This window comes from Halomonas sp. SS10-MC5 (genome assembly GCF_015992245.1).
GTDB lineage: Bacteria > Pseudomonadota > Gammaproteobacteria > Pseudomonadales > Halomonadaceae > Halomonas > Halomonas sulfidoxydans.
Window position 1 is genome coordinate 2,631,736 of sequence record NZ_CP065435.1, and the last position, 15,767, is coordinate 2,647,502.

General features: G+C 65.7%; 14 protein-coding genes. All 14 read right to left on the bottom strand.

Annotated elements, in window-relative coordinates; genetic code table 11:
• Positions 1 to 5: 5 nt before the first annotated feature.
• The 14 genes from I4484_RS12280 to I4484_RS12345 all read right to left on the bottom strand — a co-directional run bounded on the left by I4484_RS12280 (position 6) and on the right by I4484_RS12345 (position 15,763).
• Complete coding sequence (locus tag I4484_RS12280; protein ID WP_242597112.1) at positions 6 to 1,067, bottom strand: chemotaxis response regulator protein-glutamate methylesterase; 1,062 nt, start codon at positions 1,065 to 1,067, stop codon at positions 6 to 8.
• 100 nt (positions 1,068 to 1,167) lie between these two features.
• Positions 1,168 to 2,049 (bottom strand): CheR family methyltransferase, encoded by an 882-nt coding sequence (locus I4484_RS12285; protein ID WP_197447577.1) that lies wholly within the window; start codon positions 2,047 to 2,049, stop codon positions 1,168 to 1,170.
• Positions 2,050 to 2,051: 2 nt separating this feature from the next.
• Positions 2,052 to 4,238 (bottom strand): methyl-accepting chemotaxis protein, encoded by a 2,187-nt coding sequence (locus I4484_RS12290; RefSeq protein WP_197447578.1) that lies wholly within the window; start codon positions 4,236 to 4,238, stop codon positions 2,052 to 2,054.
• A 48-nt stretch (positions 4,239 to 4,286) separates the two neighbouring features.
• Positions 4,287 to 6,473, bottom strand: coding sequence for a PAS domain-containing methyl-accepting chemotaxis protein (locus I4484_RS12295; RefSeq protein ID WP_197447579.1), 2,187 nt, complete (start codon positions 6,471 to 6,473; stop codon positions 4,287 to 4,289).
• Positions 6,474 to 6,564: 91 nt separating this feature from the next.
• A complete protein-coding gene (locus I4484_RS12300; protein WP_197447580.1) occupies positions 6,565 to 7,896 on the bottom strand; it encodes a methyl-accepting chemotaxis protein in 1,332 nt (443 codons plus the stop codon).
• A gap of 80 nt (positions 7,897 to 7,976) precedes the next feature.
• Positions 7,977 to 8,471, bottom strand: a complete 495-nt coding sequence (locus tag I4484_RS12305) for a chemotaxis protein CheW (protein WP_159552561.1) — start codon at positions 8,469 to 8,471, stop codon at positions 7,977 to 7,979.
• 2 nt (positions 8,472 to 8,473) lie between these two features.
• Positions 8,474 to 10,561, bottom strand: coding sequence for a chemotaxis protein CheA (cheA, locus tag I4484_RS12310; protein WP_197447581.1), 2,088 nt, complete (start codon positions 10,559 to 10,561; stop codon positions 8,474 to 8,476).
• A gap of 28 nt (positions 10,562 to 10,589) precedes the next feature.
• Positions 10,590 to 11,537 (bottom strand): flagellar motor protein MotB, encoded by a 948-nt coding sequence (gene motB / locus I4484_RS12315; protein ID WP_197447582.1) that lies wholly within the window; start codon positions 11,535 to 11,537, stop codon positions 10,590 to 10,592.
• Positions 11,534 to 12,406, bottom strand: coding sequence for a flagellar motor stator protein MotA (motA, locus tag I4484_RS12320; protein ID WP_197447583.1), 873 nt, complete (start codon positions 12,404 to 12,406; stop codon positions 11,534 to 11,536). Before motA ends, motB begins: the two co-directional genes overlap by 4 nt.
• Positions 12,407 to 12,589: 183 nt before the next feature.
• A complete protein-coding gene (gene flhC / locus I4484_RS12325; RefSeq protein WP_197447584.1) occupies positions 12,590 to 13,165 on the bottom strand; it encodes a flagellar transcriptional regulator FlhC in 576 nt (191 codons plus the stop codon).
• 3 nt (positions 13,166 to 13,168) lie between these two features.
• Positions 13,169 to 13,495, bottom strand: coding sequence for a flagellar transcriptional regulator FlhD (gene flhD / locus I4484_RS12330; RefSeq protein WP_197447585.1), 327 nt, complete (start codon positions 13,493 to 13,495; stop codon positions 13,169 to 13,171).
• Positions 13,496 to 13,834: 339 nt separating this feature from the next.
• Positions 13,835 to 14,116 (bottom strand): EscU/YscU/HrcU family type III secretion system export apparatus switch protein, encoded by a 282-nt coding sequence (locus tag I4484_RS12335; RefSeq protein WP_197447586.1) that lies wholly within the window; start codon positions 14,114 to 14,116, stop codon positions 13,835 to 13,837.
• Complete coding sequence (locus I4484_RS12340; RefSeq protein WP_197447587.1) at positions 14,097 to 15,389, bottom strand: flagellar hook-length control protein FliK; 1,293 nt, start codon at positions 15,387 to 15,389, stop codon at positions 14,097 to 14,099. The genes I4484_RS12335 and I4484_RS12340 overlap by 20 nt, the downstream gene beginning before the upstream one ends.
• The gene (locus I4484_RS12345) at positions 15,386 to 15,763 is read right to left on the bottom strand and encodes a flagellar protein FliT (protein ID WP_234283464.1); all 378 of its coding nucleotides are present in this window, start codon (positions 15,761 to 15,763) and stop codon (positions 15,386 to 15,388) included. The genes I4484_RS12340 and I4484_RS12345 overlap by 4 nt, the downstream gene beginning before the upstream one ends.
• Between the last annotated feature and the right edge of the window lie 4 nt (positions 15,764 to 15,767).

Consider the following 15,767-nt stretch of genomic DNA (forward strand, 5'->3'; position numbering starts at 1 on the left):
AAGGCTCAAACCCGTTGCGCGCGGCCCGAGGCCGCCACCAGCGCCATCAGGCGCTCGGGAATGTCCTCGAGGCTGGCCACCTCGGCGGCTCCGCCCAAGGCAATCGCCTCGCGCGGCATGCCGAAGACCACGCAGCTGGCCTCGTCCTGGGCCAGAGTGGCAGACCCCGCCTGGCGCATCTCAAGCAGGCCCGCGGCTCCATCCTTGCCCATGCCGGTGAGGATCACACCGATGGCGTTGCGTCCTGCCTGGGTGGCAGCGGAATGAAACAGCACGTCCACCGAAGGGCGGTGGCGGTTGACCGGCGGACCGTCGTCGAGCCTGGCCACGTAGTTCGCCCCGCTGCGTGCCAGCTTGAGGTGGGCGTCGCCAGGGGCAATGTAGGCATGACCCGGCAGCACTCGCTCGCCGTCACTGGCCTCCTTCACCGTCACGTTGCACAGGCGGTTGAGCCGCTCGGCGAAAGAGCGGGTGAAGCCGCCGGGCATGTGCTGGGTGATGAGGATGGCCGGGCTGTTGGCGGGAAGCGGCTCGAGTACGGCACGGATCGCTTCCGTGCCCCCGGTGGAGGCACCGATGATGATCAGCTTCTCGCTCGATACCAGCGGCGCCTTCAAGGTGGCCCGCGGCGCCGTCTGGGCCTGGCGCGCCTGGCGCGGGCGCGACTTGGCCGCGGCGCGAATCTTCTCGGCGATGTCATTGGCGTACTCGAGCATGCCATTGCGGATGCCCAGCGACGGCTTGGCGACGAAGTCCAGTGCCCCCAGTTCCAGTGCACGCAGGGTGATTTCCGAGCCGGCCTGGGTCAGCGACGACACCATCAGCACCGGCATCGGCCGCAGGCGCATCAGGCGCTCGAGGAAGTCGAGCCCGTCCATGCGCGGCATCTCGACGTCGAGCGTCAGGACGTCGGGGTTGTGGCGCTTGATCAGGTCGCGCGCCACCAGAGGATCGGGCGCCACGGCGACCACTTCCATGTCCGGCTGCGAGTTGATGATCTCGCTGAGAAGGTCGCGAATCAGCGCCGAGTCATCGACGCACAGCACCTTGATCCTGTTCGATCCCAAGACAAGTCTCCTGTTCATGGGTGAGTCATGGCGACCCATGGCATGCCAATATGAGATTCATCGGCACGGGCGGCGATAACTTTAGCCTCACGGCGTCTCGCTACCTGCCTGCGCCAGCCATCTCCGCCAGGGTGTAGACGGTCTGCCCACGCAGGCGAAACACCTTGCTGATATACGAAAAATTCTCCGAGTGGCCGGCAAACAGCAGGCCATCGTCCTTGAGCAGCGGCGCAAAGCGCTCGAGGATTCGAGCCTGGGTCTGCTTGTCGAAATAGATCATGACGTTGCGGCAGAAAATGGCATCGAAGGGCCCCTTGACCGGCCACTGCGGCGCCAGCAGGTTCATCGACAGGAACTCCACCATCGAGGAGACCTCGGGGCGCACCCTGGCGAGTCCCTCGTGCTGCCCCCGGCCCTTCTGGAAGAAGCGCTTTACCCGGCTCTCATCGATCTTGCGCACCTGCTCGACGGGATAGACGCCGGCCCGCGCACGCGTCAACGCCTCGGTATCGATATCGGTGGCCACGACACGCGCCTCCGTCGCCCGCGCGCCCAGGCTCTCGTGCAGGGTCATGGCGATCGAGTACGGCTCCTCTCCGGTCGAAGCGGCGGCGCTCCAGATGCGCACGGGCCCGCTGGCCTTGCGCACGTGCTCGGCCAGCAGCGGGAAGTGATGCATCTCACGAAAGAACGCCGTGAGGTTGGTGGTCAACGCATTGGTGAACGCCTCCCACTCCCTCGCATCGGGCTGGCGCGCCAGCTTTTCCAGATAGTCGCTGAAGCGGGTCAGGCCATGGTGGCGCAGGCGCTTGGCGAGTCGGCTGTAGACCATCTCGCGCTTGTGCTCCGCCAGCACGATACCCGCCCGCTGGTAGATCAACTGGCGAATCCGAGAAAAGTCTTCGTCGGTGAGGACCAGGTCACGCTCGAGGTGACCCAGCCCGGACCATTGCCCCGGTTCCATTCCGGGGCCCTGTGACATCGTCAAAATGTTTCCCACTCTTCATCGGCTGTTGCCTTGCTGGTCTTGCCAGGCGTCCGCGGCACGGGAAGCGGATCATGCCCCAAGGCGGGGGTGGCAGAACGTGGGCGCTCGGCTGAGGTCTCGGAGAATCTCTCCTGGCCGTGGGCGACGACCTGCTCGAGCCCGGCACCCCGCAGCCGAAAGACACGAATCGCCCGGTCGAGAAGCTCCGCCTGGCGCTGCAGGTCGCTTGCCGCCCGCGCGCTCTGCTGCACCCGCTCGGCGTTCTGCTGGGTCACCTGGTCCATCTCGGTGATGGCCTGGTTGATCTGGCCGATGCCGCTGCTCTGCTCCTCCGACGCCGCGGTGATCTCGCCCATGATGTCGTTGACCCGCTGCGAGGCCGCCACCACCTCGGCCATCGCGCTCTCGGCGCGCTGCACCTGGCTGGCCCCCTCGTGGATCTCGCTGGCGGAACCGTCGATCAAGCTACGGATCTCCTTGGCCGCCTCCGCGCTGCGCCCGGCCAGGTTGCGCACCTCGCCGGCCACCACCGCGAAGCCGCGCCCCTGCTCGCCCGCCCGCGCCGCCTCCACCGAGGCGTTCAGCGCCAGGATGTTGGTCTGGAAGGCGATCGAGTCGATCACGTTGATGATGTCCTTCATCTTCTCGGCGCCGGCGGTGATGCGCGCCATGGTCTGCACCACCCCATGCATCAGCTCGCCGGTGTCGCGTACGCGGCTGGCGTTGTCCAGCGCCAGCCCGCTGGCCTGGCGCGCGTTGTCGGTGTTCTGCTGCACCGTGGTGGTCATCTCCTCCATGCTGGAGGCGGTCTCCTGCAGCGAGGCGGCCTGCTGCTCGGTACGCGCCGAGAGATCCTCGTTGCCGCGCGCGATGGAACGCGACGCCGGCGTCACCACGTCGATGCCCTGCTGTACGCTCCGGGTCGTGCTGTAGAGGCTCTTGCGCATGGTGTTGAGCGCACCGAGCAGCACCCCGATCTCGTCACGAGTACGATCGGGAGAGCGCACCGCCAGGTTGCCCGAGGCGATCTGCAGGGTGAAGTCGACGGCGCGGTGTACCGGCCGGGTGATCGCCCGCAGGGTCCAGAAGCCCAGCAGGATCAGGAACAGGATGCCCACCGACAGCGCCGCCAGCTGACCCGTGAGCATCAGGGCCTGACCGCGCTCGGCTTCTTCCGCCAGCTGGTTGGCATAGCCGAGCTTGCCCTCGATCAGCACGTTGATGCTCTGGCTGATGCTCTCGACCTCCGGGCGCAGCACATCGTTGTAGGCCTCGTAGGCGGCAAAGCCGCTGCCGTCGATCAGCGCCTGCAGCGTGGGGCGGATGCCCTCATCGACGGCGACGCCGAGCTGGGCGTCGAGGGTCGCGATTTCCTCGTTCGTGGGGTCCTCGCCCTCCAGGAAGCTGTCCCAGGAGGCACCGACTCGCTCGACGACGACTTCGGATTCGTCTGCCAGCGCCTGGATCTGCTCCAGACGCAGCGCCCTGGGGTTGCGCACCGGGCGCTCCAGGTCGGTCATCAACTGGCTCAGCAGCTGGTCGACTCGTTGCAGATCGGCGATGTCCTGCACGCCATTGCCATTGATGTAGGCTACACGGTCTCCCGATACCTTGAGGCCATACAGCCCCACCGCCCCGCTGAGCAGCAGCAGCAGTACCGGCACCAGGGTCAGGGTGACCAGCTTGGCCCGCAGGGTATGCACGTTGAGCCGTGCAAACGCACCCAGCACCCCGCGCCGTACCAGCTGCCCCCGCCGGAATGCCAGCTTGGCGCGCCCTTCACGCAGCCGGGCATAGGCGCGAGCCGCCGCCTCGGCGGCCGCCGGCTCGACCGCCGTGCGCACCGAGGTGTAGCCTTGGCACTTGCCGTCCTCCAGGATCGGCGTGACCGTCGCCTGCACCCAGTAGTGGTCACCGTCCTTGCGGCGGTTCTTGATCACCCCTTGCCAGGTCTCGCCCTTCTTGATGGTCTTCCACATGTCCGCGAAGGCCTCGGGCGGCATGTCGGGATGACGAATCAGGTTGTGCGGCGCCCCGATCACCTCCTCGTGGGCGTAACCACTGACCTCGACGAACGCGGAGTTGGCGTAGGTGATTCGCCCCTCCAGGTCCGTGCGGGTGATGAGCAGATGCTCCTCGCCCAGCTTGAATTCCCGCTGCGTTACCGGCTGATTGTCGCGCATCGTTATTATCCTTTGCCGCCTCGTGTAAGTGAGTCCCCTGCCACGCTACTAGAACGTCTCCCACTCCTCTTCGGGCGCCTGGTCGTGCGCCTTGGCCGGTGCCCGCTTGGCAGGAAGCGGGTCGTGCTGCGCGGCTGACGTGGCCGCCGGCGTGCTGGCGGCGCCGGCCGGCCGGCCGGCGGACTCCTTCGCGTCAGGCACCGTCTCGGGGCCAGCCCCCTGCAGGCGATAGACGCGAATGGCCTGGGCCAGCTGCTCCGCCTGGCGCTGCAGGTCGCTTGCTGCCCGCGCGCTCTGCTGCACCCGCTCGGCGTTCTGCTGGGTCACCTGGTCCATCTCGGTGATGGCCTGGTTGATCTGGCCGATGCCGCTGCTCTGCTCCTCCGACGCCGCGGTGATCTCGCCCATGATGTCGTTGACCCGCTGCGAGGCCGCCACCACCTCGGCCATCGCGCTCTCGGCGCGCTGCACCTGGCTGGCCCCCTCGTGGATCTCGCTGGCGGAACCGTCGATCAAGCTACGGATCTCCTTGGCCGCCTCCGCGCTGCGCCCGGCCAGGTTGCGCACCTCGCCGGCCACCACCGCGAAACCGCGCCCCTGCTCGCCCGCCCGCGCCGCCTCCACCGAGGCGTTCAGCGCCAGGATGTTGGTCTGGAAGGCGATCGAGTCGATCACGTTGATGATGTCCTTCATCTTCTCGGCGCCGGCGGTGATGCGCGCCATGGTCTGCACCACCCCATGCATCAGCTCGCCGGTGTCGCGTACGCGGCTGGCGTTGTCCAGCGCCAGCCCGCTGGCCTGGCGCGCGTTGTCGGTGTTCTGCTGCACCGTGGTGGTCATCTCCTCCATGCTGGAGGCGGTCTCCTGCAGCGAGGCGGCCTGCTGCTCGGTACGCGCCGAGAGATCCTCGTTGCCGCGCGCGATGGAACGCGACGCCGGGGTCACCACGTCGATGCCCTGCTGCACGCTCGCGGTTGTGCTGTAGAGGCTCTTGCGCATGGTATCGAGCGAGCCCAGCAGCGCACCGATCTCGTCGCGGGTCTGCTTCGGCATCGCCACCGCCAGGTTGCCCGAGGCGATCTGCAGGGTGAAATCAGCCGCGCGGCGCACCGGCCGGGTGATCGCCCGCATGATCCAAACGCTGATGATGATCAGCAACACGAAGCCGAGTGCCATGAAGCCCAGTTGGCCCACCAGCATCTGCTGCTGCCCCTGCTCAGCGTCCTCGGCCATGCCCAGGGCGGCGATGCGCTGCTGGTCGATCAATTGGTTGATCTGTACCGTCAAGGCTTCCGCACTTTCACGCAGCGGAGCCGTCTGGTTGTTCAGCGCCATCATGGCATCGAAGGCCTCCTCGCCGCCCAGCGCGTCGGCCATGGATGCCAAGCCTTCATCGAGGAAGCTCGTCAGCGAGGCGTCGAACTCCATCGCCACCGGCGTACGGTTGACGTCACGATCCAGGTACTCGCCCCACAGCTCCGAAAGCTGCCCGGCGATGCGAGAGAGTTCCTCGGCGCGCTGGTGTCGCTCGCCCAGGATATCCATGCGCTGTTCGGCGCTGAGCCCCTGCGGCCCCTCGTTGACGAGTTGACCGAGCTGCTGAAGTCGAATCACGTCCTGCAAGCCGTCACGGTTCAGTTCCGCCAGGCGCTCCCCCGACGCTTGCAAGCCGAAAAGCCCGACCCCGCCGCTGATCGCGAGCAGCAGCAGCGCCGAGAGCGTGAGCATGGAGAGGCGGGCGCGAATGGAGTGCAGGTTGATGCGTGCCAGCCAGCCCAGCGGGCCGCGCCGCACCACCAGCCCCTGGCGCAGGGCATAGGCGGAGCGCCCCTCGCGCAGGCCCGCGTAGATGCGCTCGGCCGCTTCGATCGCGCCGGGTTCGGCCACCGTGCGCACCGAGGTGTACCCCAGGCATTGCCCGTCCTCGACGATCGGCGTGACCGTCGCCCGCACCCAGTAGTGGTCGCCGTTCTTGCGCCGGTTCTTGACCAGCCCCTGCCAGGTCTCGCCCTTCTTGATGGTCTTCCACAGGTCCGCGAAGGCCTCTGGCGGCATGTCGGGATGGCGAATCAGGTTGTGCGGCGAGCCGATCAGCTCCTCTCTGCGATAACCGCTTACTTCGACGAAGGTGTCGTTGGCGTAAGTGATCTGGCCCTTGAGGTTGGTGCGGCTGATCAGCAGCTGCCGATCGTCCAACTTGTACTCCCGCTGTGTCACCGGCTGATTGTTGCGCATTGTAGTTTCCTTGCCGATTCGGCTCGATCAGGGCGGAACGGCTGGCATGACGCCGCCCCTGCGTTGTCTGGCACTGCGACTCCGGCGGGTCCTAGAACGAGGCCCACTCTTCTTCTTTCGGCTCTTCGTGCCGGCCCTTCGTGACGTTCTGGCTGCGCTTGGCGGGCAGCGGATCCTGCAGCGCAAGCGGGGCGGCCCGACCGGCTTGCCGGCCCGCCTTCGATGGTGTCTCGCCCTGCTGTCCCGCCAGGCGGAAACGCAGGACGGCCTCGCGCAGGCGAGCGGCTTCGGCCTCGAGCTGGGTCGCCGCCGTGGCGGCCTGCTGCACCAGCGTCGCGTTCTGCTGGGTCACCTGGTCCATCTGGGTCACGGCCTGGTTGACCTGGCCGATACCGTTGCTCTGCTCCAGGGAGGCCGAGGCGATCTCGTCCATGATGTCGCTGACCCGCTGGACGGCCGCGACGATCTCGCCCATGGTCCGACCGGCCTGGTCCACCCGTGCGGTACCGACATCCACCCGCTCCAGCGAGGTGTTGATCAGCGCGCGGATCTCGCCCGCTGCCGAGGCGCTGCGTCCGGCCAGGCTGCGTACCTCCTGGGCCACCACGGCAAAGCCACGACCGTGCTCGCCGGCACGGGCCGCCTCGACCGAGGCATTCAACGCCAGGATGTTGGTCTGAAAGGCAATCGAGTCGATGACGCCGATGATGTCGGACATCTTGTGCGAACTTTCGCTGATGTCGTGCATGGTCGCGACGACCTCGCCGACCACCTCGCCGCCCTGGGCCGCGGTGCGCGATGCCTCGGCGGCAAGCTGGCTTGCCTGGCGCGCATTGTCCGCGTTCTGCTCCACGGTGGAGGCCAGTTCCTCCATGCTGGAGGCGGTCTCGGCCAGCGAGGCGGCCTGCTGCTCGGTACGCGACGACAGCTCGCCGTTACCCTCAGCGATCTCCTGGGCCCCCAGGTAGATGCTCTCGCTGCTGCTGCGCACCGTGCCGACGGTGCCCGAAAGGCCATCCTGCATGTGTCGCAGCGAGGTGAACAGGCGTCCGATCTCGTTGCTACCGCGGTTCTCCACCGGCTGGGAGAGGTCGCCCTGGGCCAAGCCCTCGAAATAACCGACCAGACGGGCGAGCGGTCGTAGCACATTGACGCTGATGCCCCACACCACGATGCCCATCACCACGACCGACCCCAGCAACACGGCGACGATTGCCAGGCGGATCAGACCGGTCGTAGCGGCAAACGAGGCCTGATGCGCCGCACCCGACTCTCCCGCGTGCGGCGCCATGGCGGCGACGGCGGCGCTGCCCTGTTGCAGAGCATAGAGACCCAGGACGCTCAGCACGACGAGCATCGCGCCGAAGAACAGCAACACCAGGAACCAGCTGGCCCGGACTGTCAGGTTGTCGAGTAACTTCACGTCATCCCCTTATGAGCGGCATGCAAAAAGACCGCCTTTCATACGGACATCGGCAAGGGCGAGGCGAACTTGAGCCCCCTTCACTCCGCCACACGCTCCACCAGTTCCATCTCGTCGCTGGTCAGCAGCTTGTCGATATCGACGATGACCAGCATGCGGTCCTCGAGACTGCCCAGCCCGCTGAGGAAATCGGAAGAGAGCGTGACCCCGAACTCCGGCGCCGGCTTGATCTGGTCGGGCGAGAGCGTCATGACGTCGGACACGCCATCGACGACGATCCCGACGACACGATCCTCGACGTTGACCACGATCACCACCGTCTGGCCGCCGTACTCCACCTTGTCGAGGTGGAACTTGATACGCAGGTCGACGATCGGCACGATCACCCCGCGCAGGTTGGTCACCCCCTTGATGAAGTCCGGCGCATTGGCGATTCGCGTGACGTTCTCGTAGCCACGGATCTCCTGCACCTTGAGAATGTCGACGGCATACTCTTCGTCGCCCAGCGAGAACACCAGGAATTCACGGTTGTGGGCTTCGGCAGCGGCGAGTGCCGCATCGTTCGTCTGGCTCATGATCAGTTCTCCAGCGCGTTTTCGGTCAGGACTTCAAGTGTCTGCAATCCCCGCTCGGGCCGGCGCTTCTCCTTCTTGGCCCGGCTGAGGCGATGCAAGCCGGTGATGTCGAGGATCAGCGCCACGCTGCCATCCCCGAGGATGGTCGCGGCGGAGACCCCCGGCACCTTGCGGTAGTTGGTTTCCAGGTTCTTGACCACCACCTGCTGCTGGCCGACCAGGTCGTCCACCAGCAGGGCATAGCGACGCCCTTCGCCCTGCACGATCACGGCGATGGTCTCGGTGAGCGTGGTCTTGGCGTTCGGCACGTCCAGCGCCTCGTGTACCGCCACCACCGGCAGGTACTCGTCGCGGACCTTGAGCACCACGTCGTCACCGGCCATGGCGTAGAGATCCTCCTTGGCCGGCTGCAGCGACTCGAGCACGGCGGACAGCGGCAGAATGAACATCTCGTTGCCGACCTTGATCGACATGCCGTCGAGAATCGCCAGCGTCAGCGGCAGCACGATGCGGATGGTGGTGCCTTCGCCCGGCGTGGACATGATCAGCACGTGCCCGCCCATGCCCTGGATGTTGCGCTTGACCACGTCCATGCCCACGCCGCGGCCGGAGACGTCGGTCACCTCCTTGGCAGTGGAGAAGCCGGGAGCAAAGATGAGCTGCCACACCTCGTCGTCGCTCATGGTGTCGGAAACGGGCAGGCCGTTCTCGCGCGCCTTGGCCAGCAGCCTGTCGCGATTGAGACCGGCGCCGTCGTCGATCACCTCGATGATGATGTTGCCGCCCTGGTGCCGGGCCGACAGCACCAGCTTGCCGGTGCGCGGCTTGCCAGCCGCCTCGCGCACGTCGGGCGGCTCAATGCCGTGATCGAGGCTGTTGCGCACCAGGTGCGTCAGCGGGTCGATGATGCGCTCGGTCAGGCTCTTGTCGAGCTCGGTGGACTCACCCTCGGTGGTGAGCTCGATCTCCTTGCCCAGCTTGCCCGCGGTCTCGCGAACGACCCGGGGGAAGCGGCTGAAGACGAAGTCCATCGGGATCATGCGGATCGACATCACCGACTCCTGCAGATCCCGCGCGTTGCGCTGCAACAGGCTCATCCCGTTGAGCAATGCGCTGTCGGCGACGCCGTCCAGCTCGCTGACGGTCTGGTCGAGCATCGACTGTGTGATGATCAGCTCGCCCACCAGGTTGATGATCTGGTCGACCTTGTCGACCGATACTCGAATCGAGGTCGACTCGCCGCCCCCCTTGGCCTTGTTCTTCGCCTTGGCGGGTTTGCCATCGTCGGCAGGCATGGCGGCGGCCGCCGGCTTCGGCGGCTCCGCCACCGGCTCGGCAGGTGTCTCCTGCGGCGTGGGCGTGGGCTCGCCAGCCTGCATCGCCGGCGTGCCTTCGGCGGCGCGGATGTTGACCTGTTCGGCATCGACGATGAAACACATCACCGCCTCGATGTCGTCATTGCCGACCGACGAGGCGAGCGTCACCTCGTAGCACGCCTCGTCGCCACCGTGGGCGATGACCTCACCCAGCTGGCCCAGCTCTTCGACCAGCAGCTGACGGTCCTTCTCGCCCACGTTGAGCAACGTCACGATGCAGTGATTCGAGCCTGCCTCGCCGTCCTGCTCGCTCGCGGCGACGGGTTCCGGCGGCGGCTCCGGTTTGGGCGCCGGCGCTGAGGGCGCGCCCCCCTCCAGATCCTGGCCGATCTCTTCGAGCGCAATCTGCTGGAGCGTCTTGCAGATACGTTCGAAGGCCTCCTGATCGGGCTCGTCGCCGTTGCGGTAGGCGTCTAGCTGATCGCTGAGCATGTCCTTGGTTTCCAGAAAGGTATCGACGATATCCCGGCGCAGCTTGAGCTCGCCCTTGCGGGTATGGTCGAGCAGGTTCTCGAACAGGTGTGTGGTCTTCTGCAGCACGTCGAAACCGAACGTGCCCGCCCCTCCCTTGATCGAGTGGGCCGCCCGGAAGATGGCATTGAGATGCTCGGTATCCGGTGCCTCCACGTCGAGCTCCAGGAGGTAGCGCTCCATGTCGGCCAGCAGCTCTTCGGCTTCCTCGAAGAAAGTGTCATAGAAATCCGTGATATCCATGCGCTTCACCACCTGGTGTCAAAATGGGTTATTGGGGATTGAGGGTACGGCGAAGGCCTTCAGTAAATTGCTGTACGGGCGCCAGGTCGACCTCGCTGTCGAGGCGGGTGCTCATCGGACTCGGCACGCCCGGGCCGTTGAGAATGCTCGGCCGGCGAATGTACTCCGCCACCTCCGGCAGCAGTACCAGCAGCTCGATCCGGCGATTGTCCGCATCGAAGGGGTCGGTATCGGGCAGCAGCACGCGATCGGCGAAGCCGGATACCCGCAGCAGCTTGTCCGAGTCGAACCCGCCGGCGACCAGTTCGCGGCGCGACGCATTGGCCCGATCGTTGGAAAGCTCCCAGTTGCTGTAGCCCCGGTAGCCGCCCGCATAGGGCCGGCTGTCGGTGTGCCCACCGATACTCAGGTCGTTGGGCAGGTCGTTGAGCAGTGGCGCGATGGTACGCAGAAGGTTGCGCATGTAGGGCTCGACGCGGTCGCTGCCGATGGCGAACATGGGTCGCTGTTCGGTATCGAGTAGCTGGATACGCAGCCCCTCGGGCGTCAGATCGAAGCGCATCTGCTGGCGCAACTCGCGCAGCTCGGGGTCGGCCTCGATCACCGTCTCGATGCGCCGCTGCAGATCCATGAAGAAGCGCCGCTGCTGCTCGCTTGGACGCGAGAACTCGCGAGTGTCGATACGCGCCCGCTCGCCCTCGCTGTGAGCCGGGTCGGGGCCGCCACCGGGAATGGCCCGGGTGCTGCCGGCACGATCCCCGCCGGTGACGGCACTGACCAAGGGCGTGCTGAAATAGTCGGCCACCCCTTCGCGCGCCTCCGGGCTTGCCACCGAGAGAATCCACATCACCAGGAACAGCGCCATCAGGGCCGTCATGAAGTCGGCCAGGGCGATCTTCCAGCTCCCGCCATGGTGAGCGCGGACGACCTTCTTGCGCCGAATGATGATCGGACGCTTGTCTCCCCCCGCACTCATTCTGCTGCCGCACCCGACTTGGCATTACGCACATAGGTCTCGAGCTCGGTGAACCCGGGGCGCTCGGCGGTATGCAAGGCCTTGCGGCCGAACTCCACCGCCAGCTGCGGCGCGTAGCCGTGCAGGCTGGCCAGCAGCGTGATGCGAATGCACTGGAGCATCTTCTCCGCTTCCTTGGCCTGGCGCTCGATGGTACTGGCCACCGGATTGACGAAGCCGTAGCCGATCAGAATACCGAGGAAGGTACCGACCAGGGCGTGGGCGATCATCTCGCCCATCTGCTCGGGGCCGGCATCGGCGTAGGTCAGCGCCTTGACCACCCCCATGACGGCCGCGACGATACCGAACGCGGGCATGGCATCGCCCACCTTGGCGATGGCATCCGCGGGGATGTGTGCCTCCTGCTCGAAGGTCTCGATCTCGTGGAGCATCAACTCGTCGATCTCCATCGGATCCATGCCACCGGCCACCATCAGGCGCAGGTAGTCGGTCAGGAAATTCATGATCATCGGATCGGCCAGCACCTTGGGGTGCTCCTGGAACAGCACGCTCTCCTGCGGGCTGTCGATGTCGCGCTCGATGCCGAGCATGCCCTCGCGGCGAACCTTGGTCAGCAGCTTGAACTGCACTGCCAGCAGCTCCATGTACATCTGTTTGTTGTACTTCTTGGTACGCCGCAGCTTGGGAAGGATCTTGAAGCTCGCCTTGATCGCCTTGCCGTTGTTGGCAGCGATGAAGGCCCCGATCCCGGCCCCACCGATCATCAGCAGCTCGGTCGGCTGGTAGAGTGGCCCAAGGAAGCCCCCCGCCAGCACGAAGCCGCCGAAGACACACGTTATGACTACGAGGTAACCCAGCAGAATCAGCACAACCGATACCCTTCAATGGATGCAAGCCGTCGTTACCATTGCTTATCGGCCAAGCGGCGCCACACTTGAGGCCCGGCGGGCTAAAAAGAACGACCGGCCTTCGGCCGACCCATCCAGCCCCCAACGACAAGACGCCGCCCGAAGGCGGCGTCTTGCTACGCAGGCGTGCCGGTCACAGCAACGTCAACCGACGCGCTTGAGCGAAACCTCACGACCGACGGCCTGCTCCGCCTCGCGCTCACGGCGCTTGCGCGTCTTGCCGGCGCGCGAAGGCGGCATGCAGATACCGCAGACATAGTCATGGTCCGGCGTGTGGGCATGGGCGACGAAGCGGCCACTGCAGTGGGTGCAGGTCGACAGCTGCAGGAGTTCGCTCTCGAAGAACCTGACCAGGGTCCAGGCGCGGGTCAGGCCCAGCACCGGCTCGGCCTGATCGATGCTGACCTGCTCGCCGTAGAGCCGGTAGGCGGTAACGAAGGCCTGCATCCGCTCGCACTTCTGCTCCTCGACCAGGCTGCGATAGATGTTGAAGAACAGCGAGGCGTGTACGTTCGGCAGCCAGGTGATGAACCAGTCGGTGGAAAAGGGCAGCATGCCCTTGGGCGGCGACATGCCGCGCACTTCCTTGAACAGGCGAATCAGGCGGGCACGACTCAGGTCGGTCTCGGTTTCCAGCACCTGGAGACGAGCCCCCAGTTCGATCAGCTCGATGGCGAGCTGAACCTGCTGCATCTCCTCGACGAGGCTTTTCTGCGACATCGCTCACACCCCCCGCGACAGGGATGCGGTACCACGACCCGCCATGAGCAGCGAGGCATGGAACTGCGACAATCCATTGTCACGGGGGTTATCGATCACTTGACGCAGCTGCTCGGCGCCATCGAAACCGAAGTGGCAAAGCAGCTGGTTGGTGCGAGCCAGGCGAGTCAACTGGGCGGCACCGAGCGACACGAGCAGATCGGCAGTCTCGTCATCGATCTTGAGACGAAACATGGCCGCCGCGCGGTCGTCGTTGAGCAGGCGCTGTGCCAGCAGCAGATAGGCGAGGTTGAGCTCCTGGATCTCATCCAGGTGATTCGTGTTCATCATTCAGTTTCCCTGCACGCTGTTGATTCGCGTGTCCTTTGTTTTCTTGTAAAGCACTTATTCAGGACTACGGCCTGGAGATACGTCGGATGGATCAACGACATGACCAGGCAGCACCTGATAAGGACATATCTCACACAGGCATTGTGACCACTGTTTTAATACCTGCCAACCTTTCTCAACGCAACATATCCTCAGTCGAAAAGATGAAGCGACTAAGCCTCAAGGATTAAATTGTTAACGCCTTGTGCCGCAACATAAAAAAAGACACATTAAAGGCTTGACAAATCCAGAAGAAAGCGCATTCGCTTACAATTTTTTACAAAAAACAGGCTGTCCGTTTCAACGCTGCTCTTGCGCTTCCGCAAGCTCATACACCCATACGAGCAATTCGGCGATCACCTGGTACAGCATCGGAGGGATGCGCTCGTCCAGATCCAGCCCCATCAGCAGCGCCACCAGCTCGGGGGCATCGTGAACGTAGATACCCTGCCGTCTAGCCTCGGCCAGAATCCGTTCGGCCATGTCGCCATAGCCCTTGGCCAGCACTCGCGGGGCATCATCACCCTCGCGGTAGGCCAGCGCGACCGCCTGGCGTCGCCGCTCAGGCTTCGGCTCCGTCATCGGCTCCTCCCCCGTCCATTGCTCCCCCCTCCCAGGGGCCGGCATCGATCAGCACCGGCGACAGCCCCGCCTCCTCAAGCCGCTGCTCCAGCTGCGGCAGCCCCCTCTTCAGAACCGACAGGCTACCCTCCTCCCTGGCCAGCAGTTGAAGGCGAAGGTGTGTCTCCTGCAGCCACAGTGCCACCCGAATCTCGCCCAGGCTTGGCACCGTGAGCTGGAGCTCGGAGTGCCAGGCCTCCTGCTGCCCCTCACCCTGACCCTGTTCGGTGCCCTCATGCTCATGCCGGGCACCGGCAGGCAGTTGGATCATCAAGGCCATGAAGATACCGGACCAGACGTCCCCTTCCCAGCGCAAGACGGGTGTGACCAGCATCTCGAGCTGATGCCGGACCAGCCCCTGGAGGCTTTCGTGGACCGGCTCCCCTCCCGTGGCCCGGGCACGAGCCGGCGGCTCGCCCTCCGCCTGCCCGGCCAGCTCCGCCCCTGCCACCCGTGACGCCGCCGGCGCCGGGGTGTCGCGCGCCGGGGCTTGAGACGGTGCCGGCATCTCGCCCCCGGCCCTCTCGCCACGCGCCGCTGCCGGATACAGCGACTCGGTGGCGACATAGGCGCTGGCTGCGGATGGCGCCTGCCCCGGCAAGGCCTGTCCAGGGGCTGGTGGCGCGGGCTGAAGCAAGCCGGGCTGCCCCGTAGCCGGCGCCCCGGCACCGGCCACCGGCGCCGGGGCGGGAGCGTTAGCCGGTGCCGCCGGCGTGAAGCGCAGCGTGCGCAGCATCTGGGGTTCACGTTCCAGCTGCTGGCGACTCATCTCGCCGCGGTACCAGCGGGAAAGATGCGCCTCGTAGAACAGTCCGCTGTCGCGCACGCCGGTTTGCAGCCGTTCGGCCAGGATAGAAGCGCTGGGGGCTTCGCCCGAGGTCATCAGCGGAGAGTTCGGACTGAGTACCGACGGCGGGGCCGGGAAGCGTACCAGCAGGTCGGCAATGGTACGCGCCGAGGGGCTGAAATGGGTCTGAAAGGATGCGGGAGACGGCGCCGGGTCGCTGCGCGATACCGGCACTTCGCCACGTTGATTGGGGGTTGCGGTGCCCTGCAGCGGCGCCATGCCGGGGCGGCGCCCCTCCAGGCGGGAATCGCTGTGCAGCGCCCTGGGCCCTTCGCCGGGGTCGACCGGTCTGACCGGCTCGGTCAACTCCCGCGGCGGGGCGGTATCGATACGCTTGCCCAGCACCTGATGAAGCAGCGTATCGAGCAGTGGCGTGATGCCACTCACGACGTCTCCGGGCCGAACTTGCCGGCAGCATCGATCACGGAGGCCGCCTGCTTGCCGTAACTGCGATGCAAGTCACGCTGGCGCCGGCTGGTATCCATGAGCTGCCCGAGCTCGCTGCGGCGCGCCATCAGCTGCTCACGGATCGCCAGGTCATCGGCCAGAATGGCCTCGAGCAGTTCGGCCTTGCACTGCAGACCTTCGTGATCGAGCCTGGCGTCCTTGTCGAGCTGGCGGACCCGATCGACGAGCTGCAGATAGCCGGATTGACGCTCGATGAGCGCATCCCACTCTCCGGCGCGTGCCAGTTCGAGCATGACGGCAACCTGTTGCCTGAGTCGGGTATAGCCGTCGAGTACGGCACGAGTGGTCGACATCGCC

Bases quoted from the DNA above. Each gene is read 5' to 3' on its own strand.
- flhC (WP_197447584.1), bottom strand. From the start codon at position 13,165: ATGTCGCAGAAAAGCCTCGTCGAGGAGATGCAGCAGGTTCAGCTCGCC.
- motB (WP_197447582.1), bottom strand. From the start codon at position 11,537: ATGAGTGCGGGGGGAGACAAGCGTCCGATCATCATTCGGCGCAAGAAG.
- I4484_RS12335 (WP_197447586.1), bottom strand. From the start codon at position 14,116: ATGACGGAGCCGAAGCCTGAGCGGCGACGCCAGGCGGTCGCGCTGGCC.
- I4484_RS12295 (WP_197447579.1), bottom strand. From the start codon at position 6,473: ATGCGCAACAATCAGCCGGTGACACAGCGGGAGTACAAGTTGGACGAT.
- I4484_RS12345 (WP_234283464.1), bottom strand. From the start codon at position 15,763: ATGTCGACCACTCGTGCCGTACTCGACGGCTATACCCGACTCAGGCAA.
- cheA (WP_197447581.1), bottom strand. From the start codon at position 10,561: ATGGATATCACGGATTTCTATGACACTTTCTTCGAGGAAGCCGAAGAG.
- flhD (WP_197447585.1), bottom strand. From the start codon at position 13,495: ATGATGAACACGAATCACCTGGATGAGATCCAGGAGCTCAACCTCGCC.
- I4484_RS12290 (WP_197447578.1), bottom strand. From the start codon at position 4,238: ATGCGCGACAATCAGCCGGTAACGCAGCGGGAATTCAAGCTGGGCGAG.
- I4484_RS12285 (WP_197447577.1), bottom strand. From the start codon at position 2,049: ATGTCACAGGGCCCCGGAATGGAACCGGGGCAATGGTCCGGGCTGGGT.
- I4484_RS12305 (WP_159552561.1), bottom strand. From the start codon at position 8,471: ATGAGCCAGACGAACGATGCGGCACTCGCCGCTGCCGAAGCCCACAAC.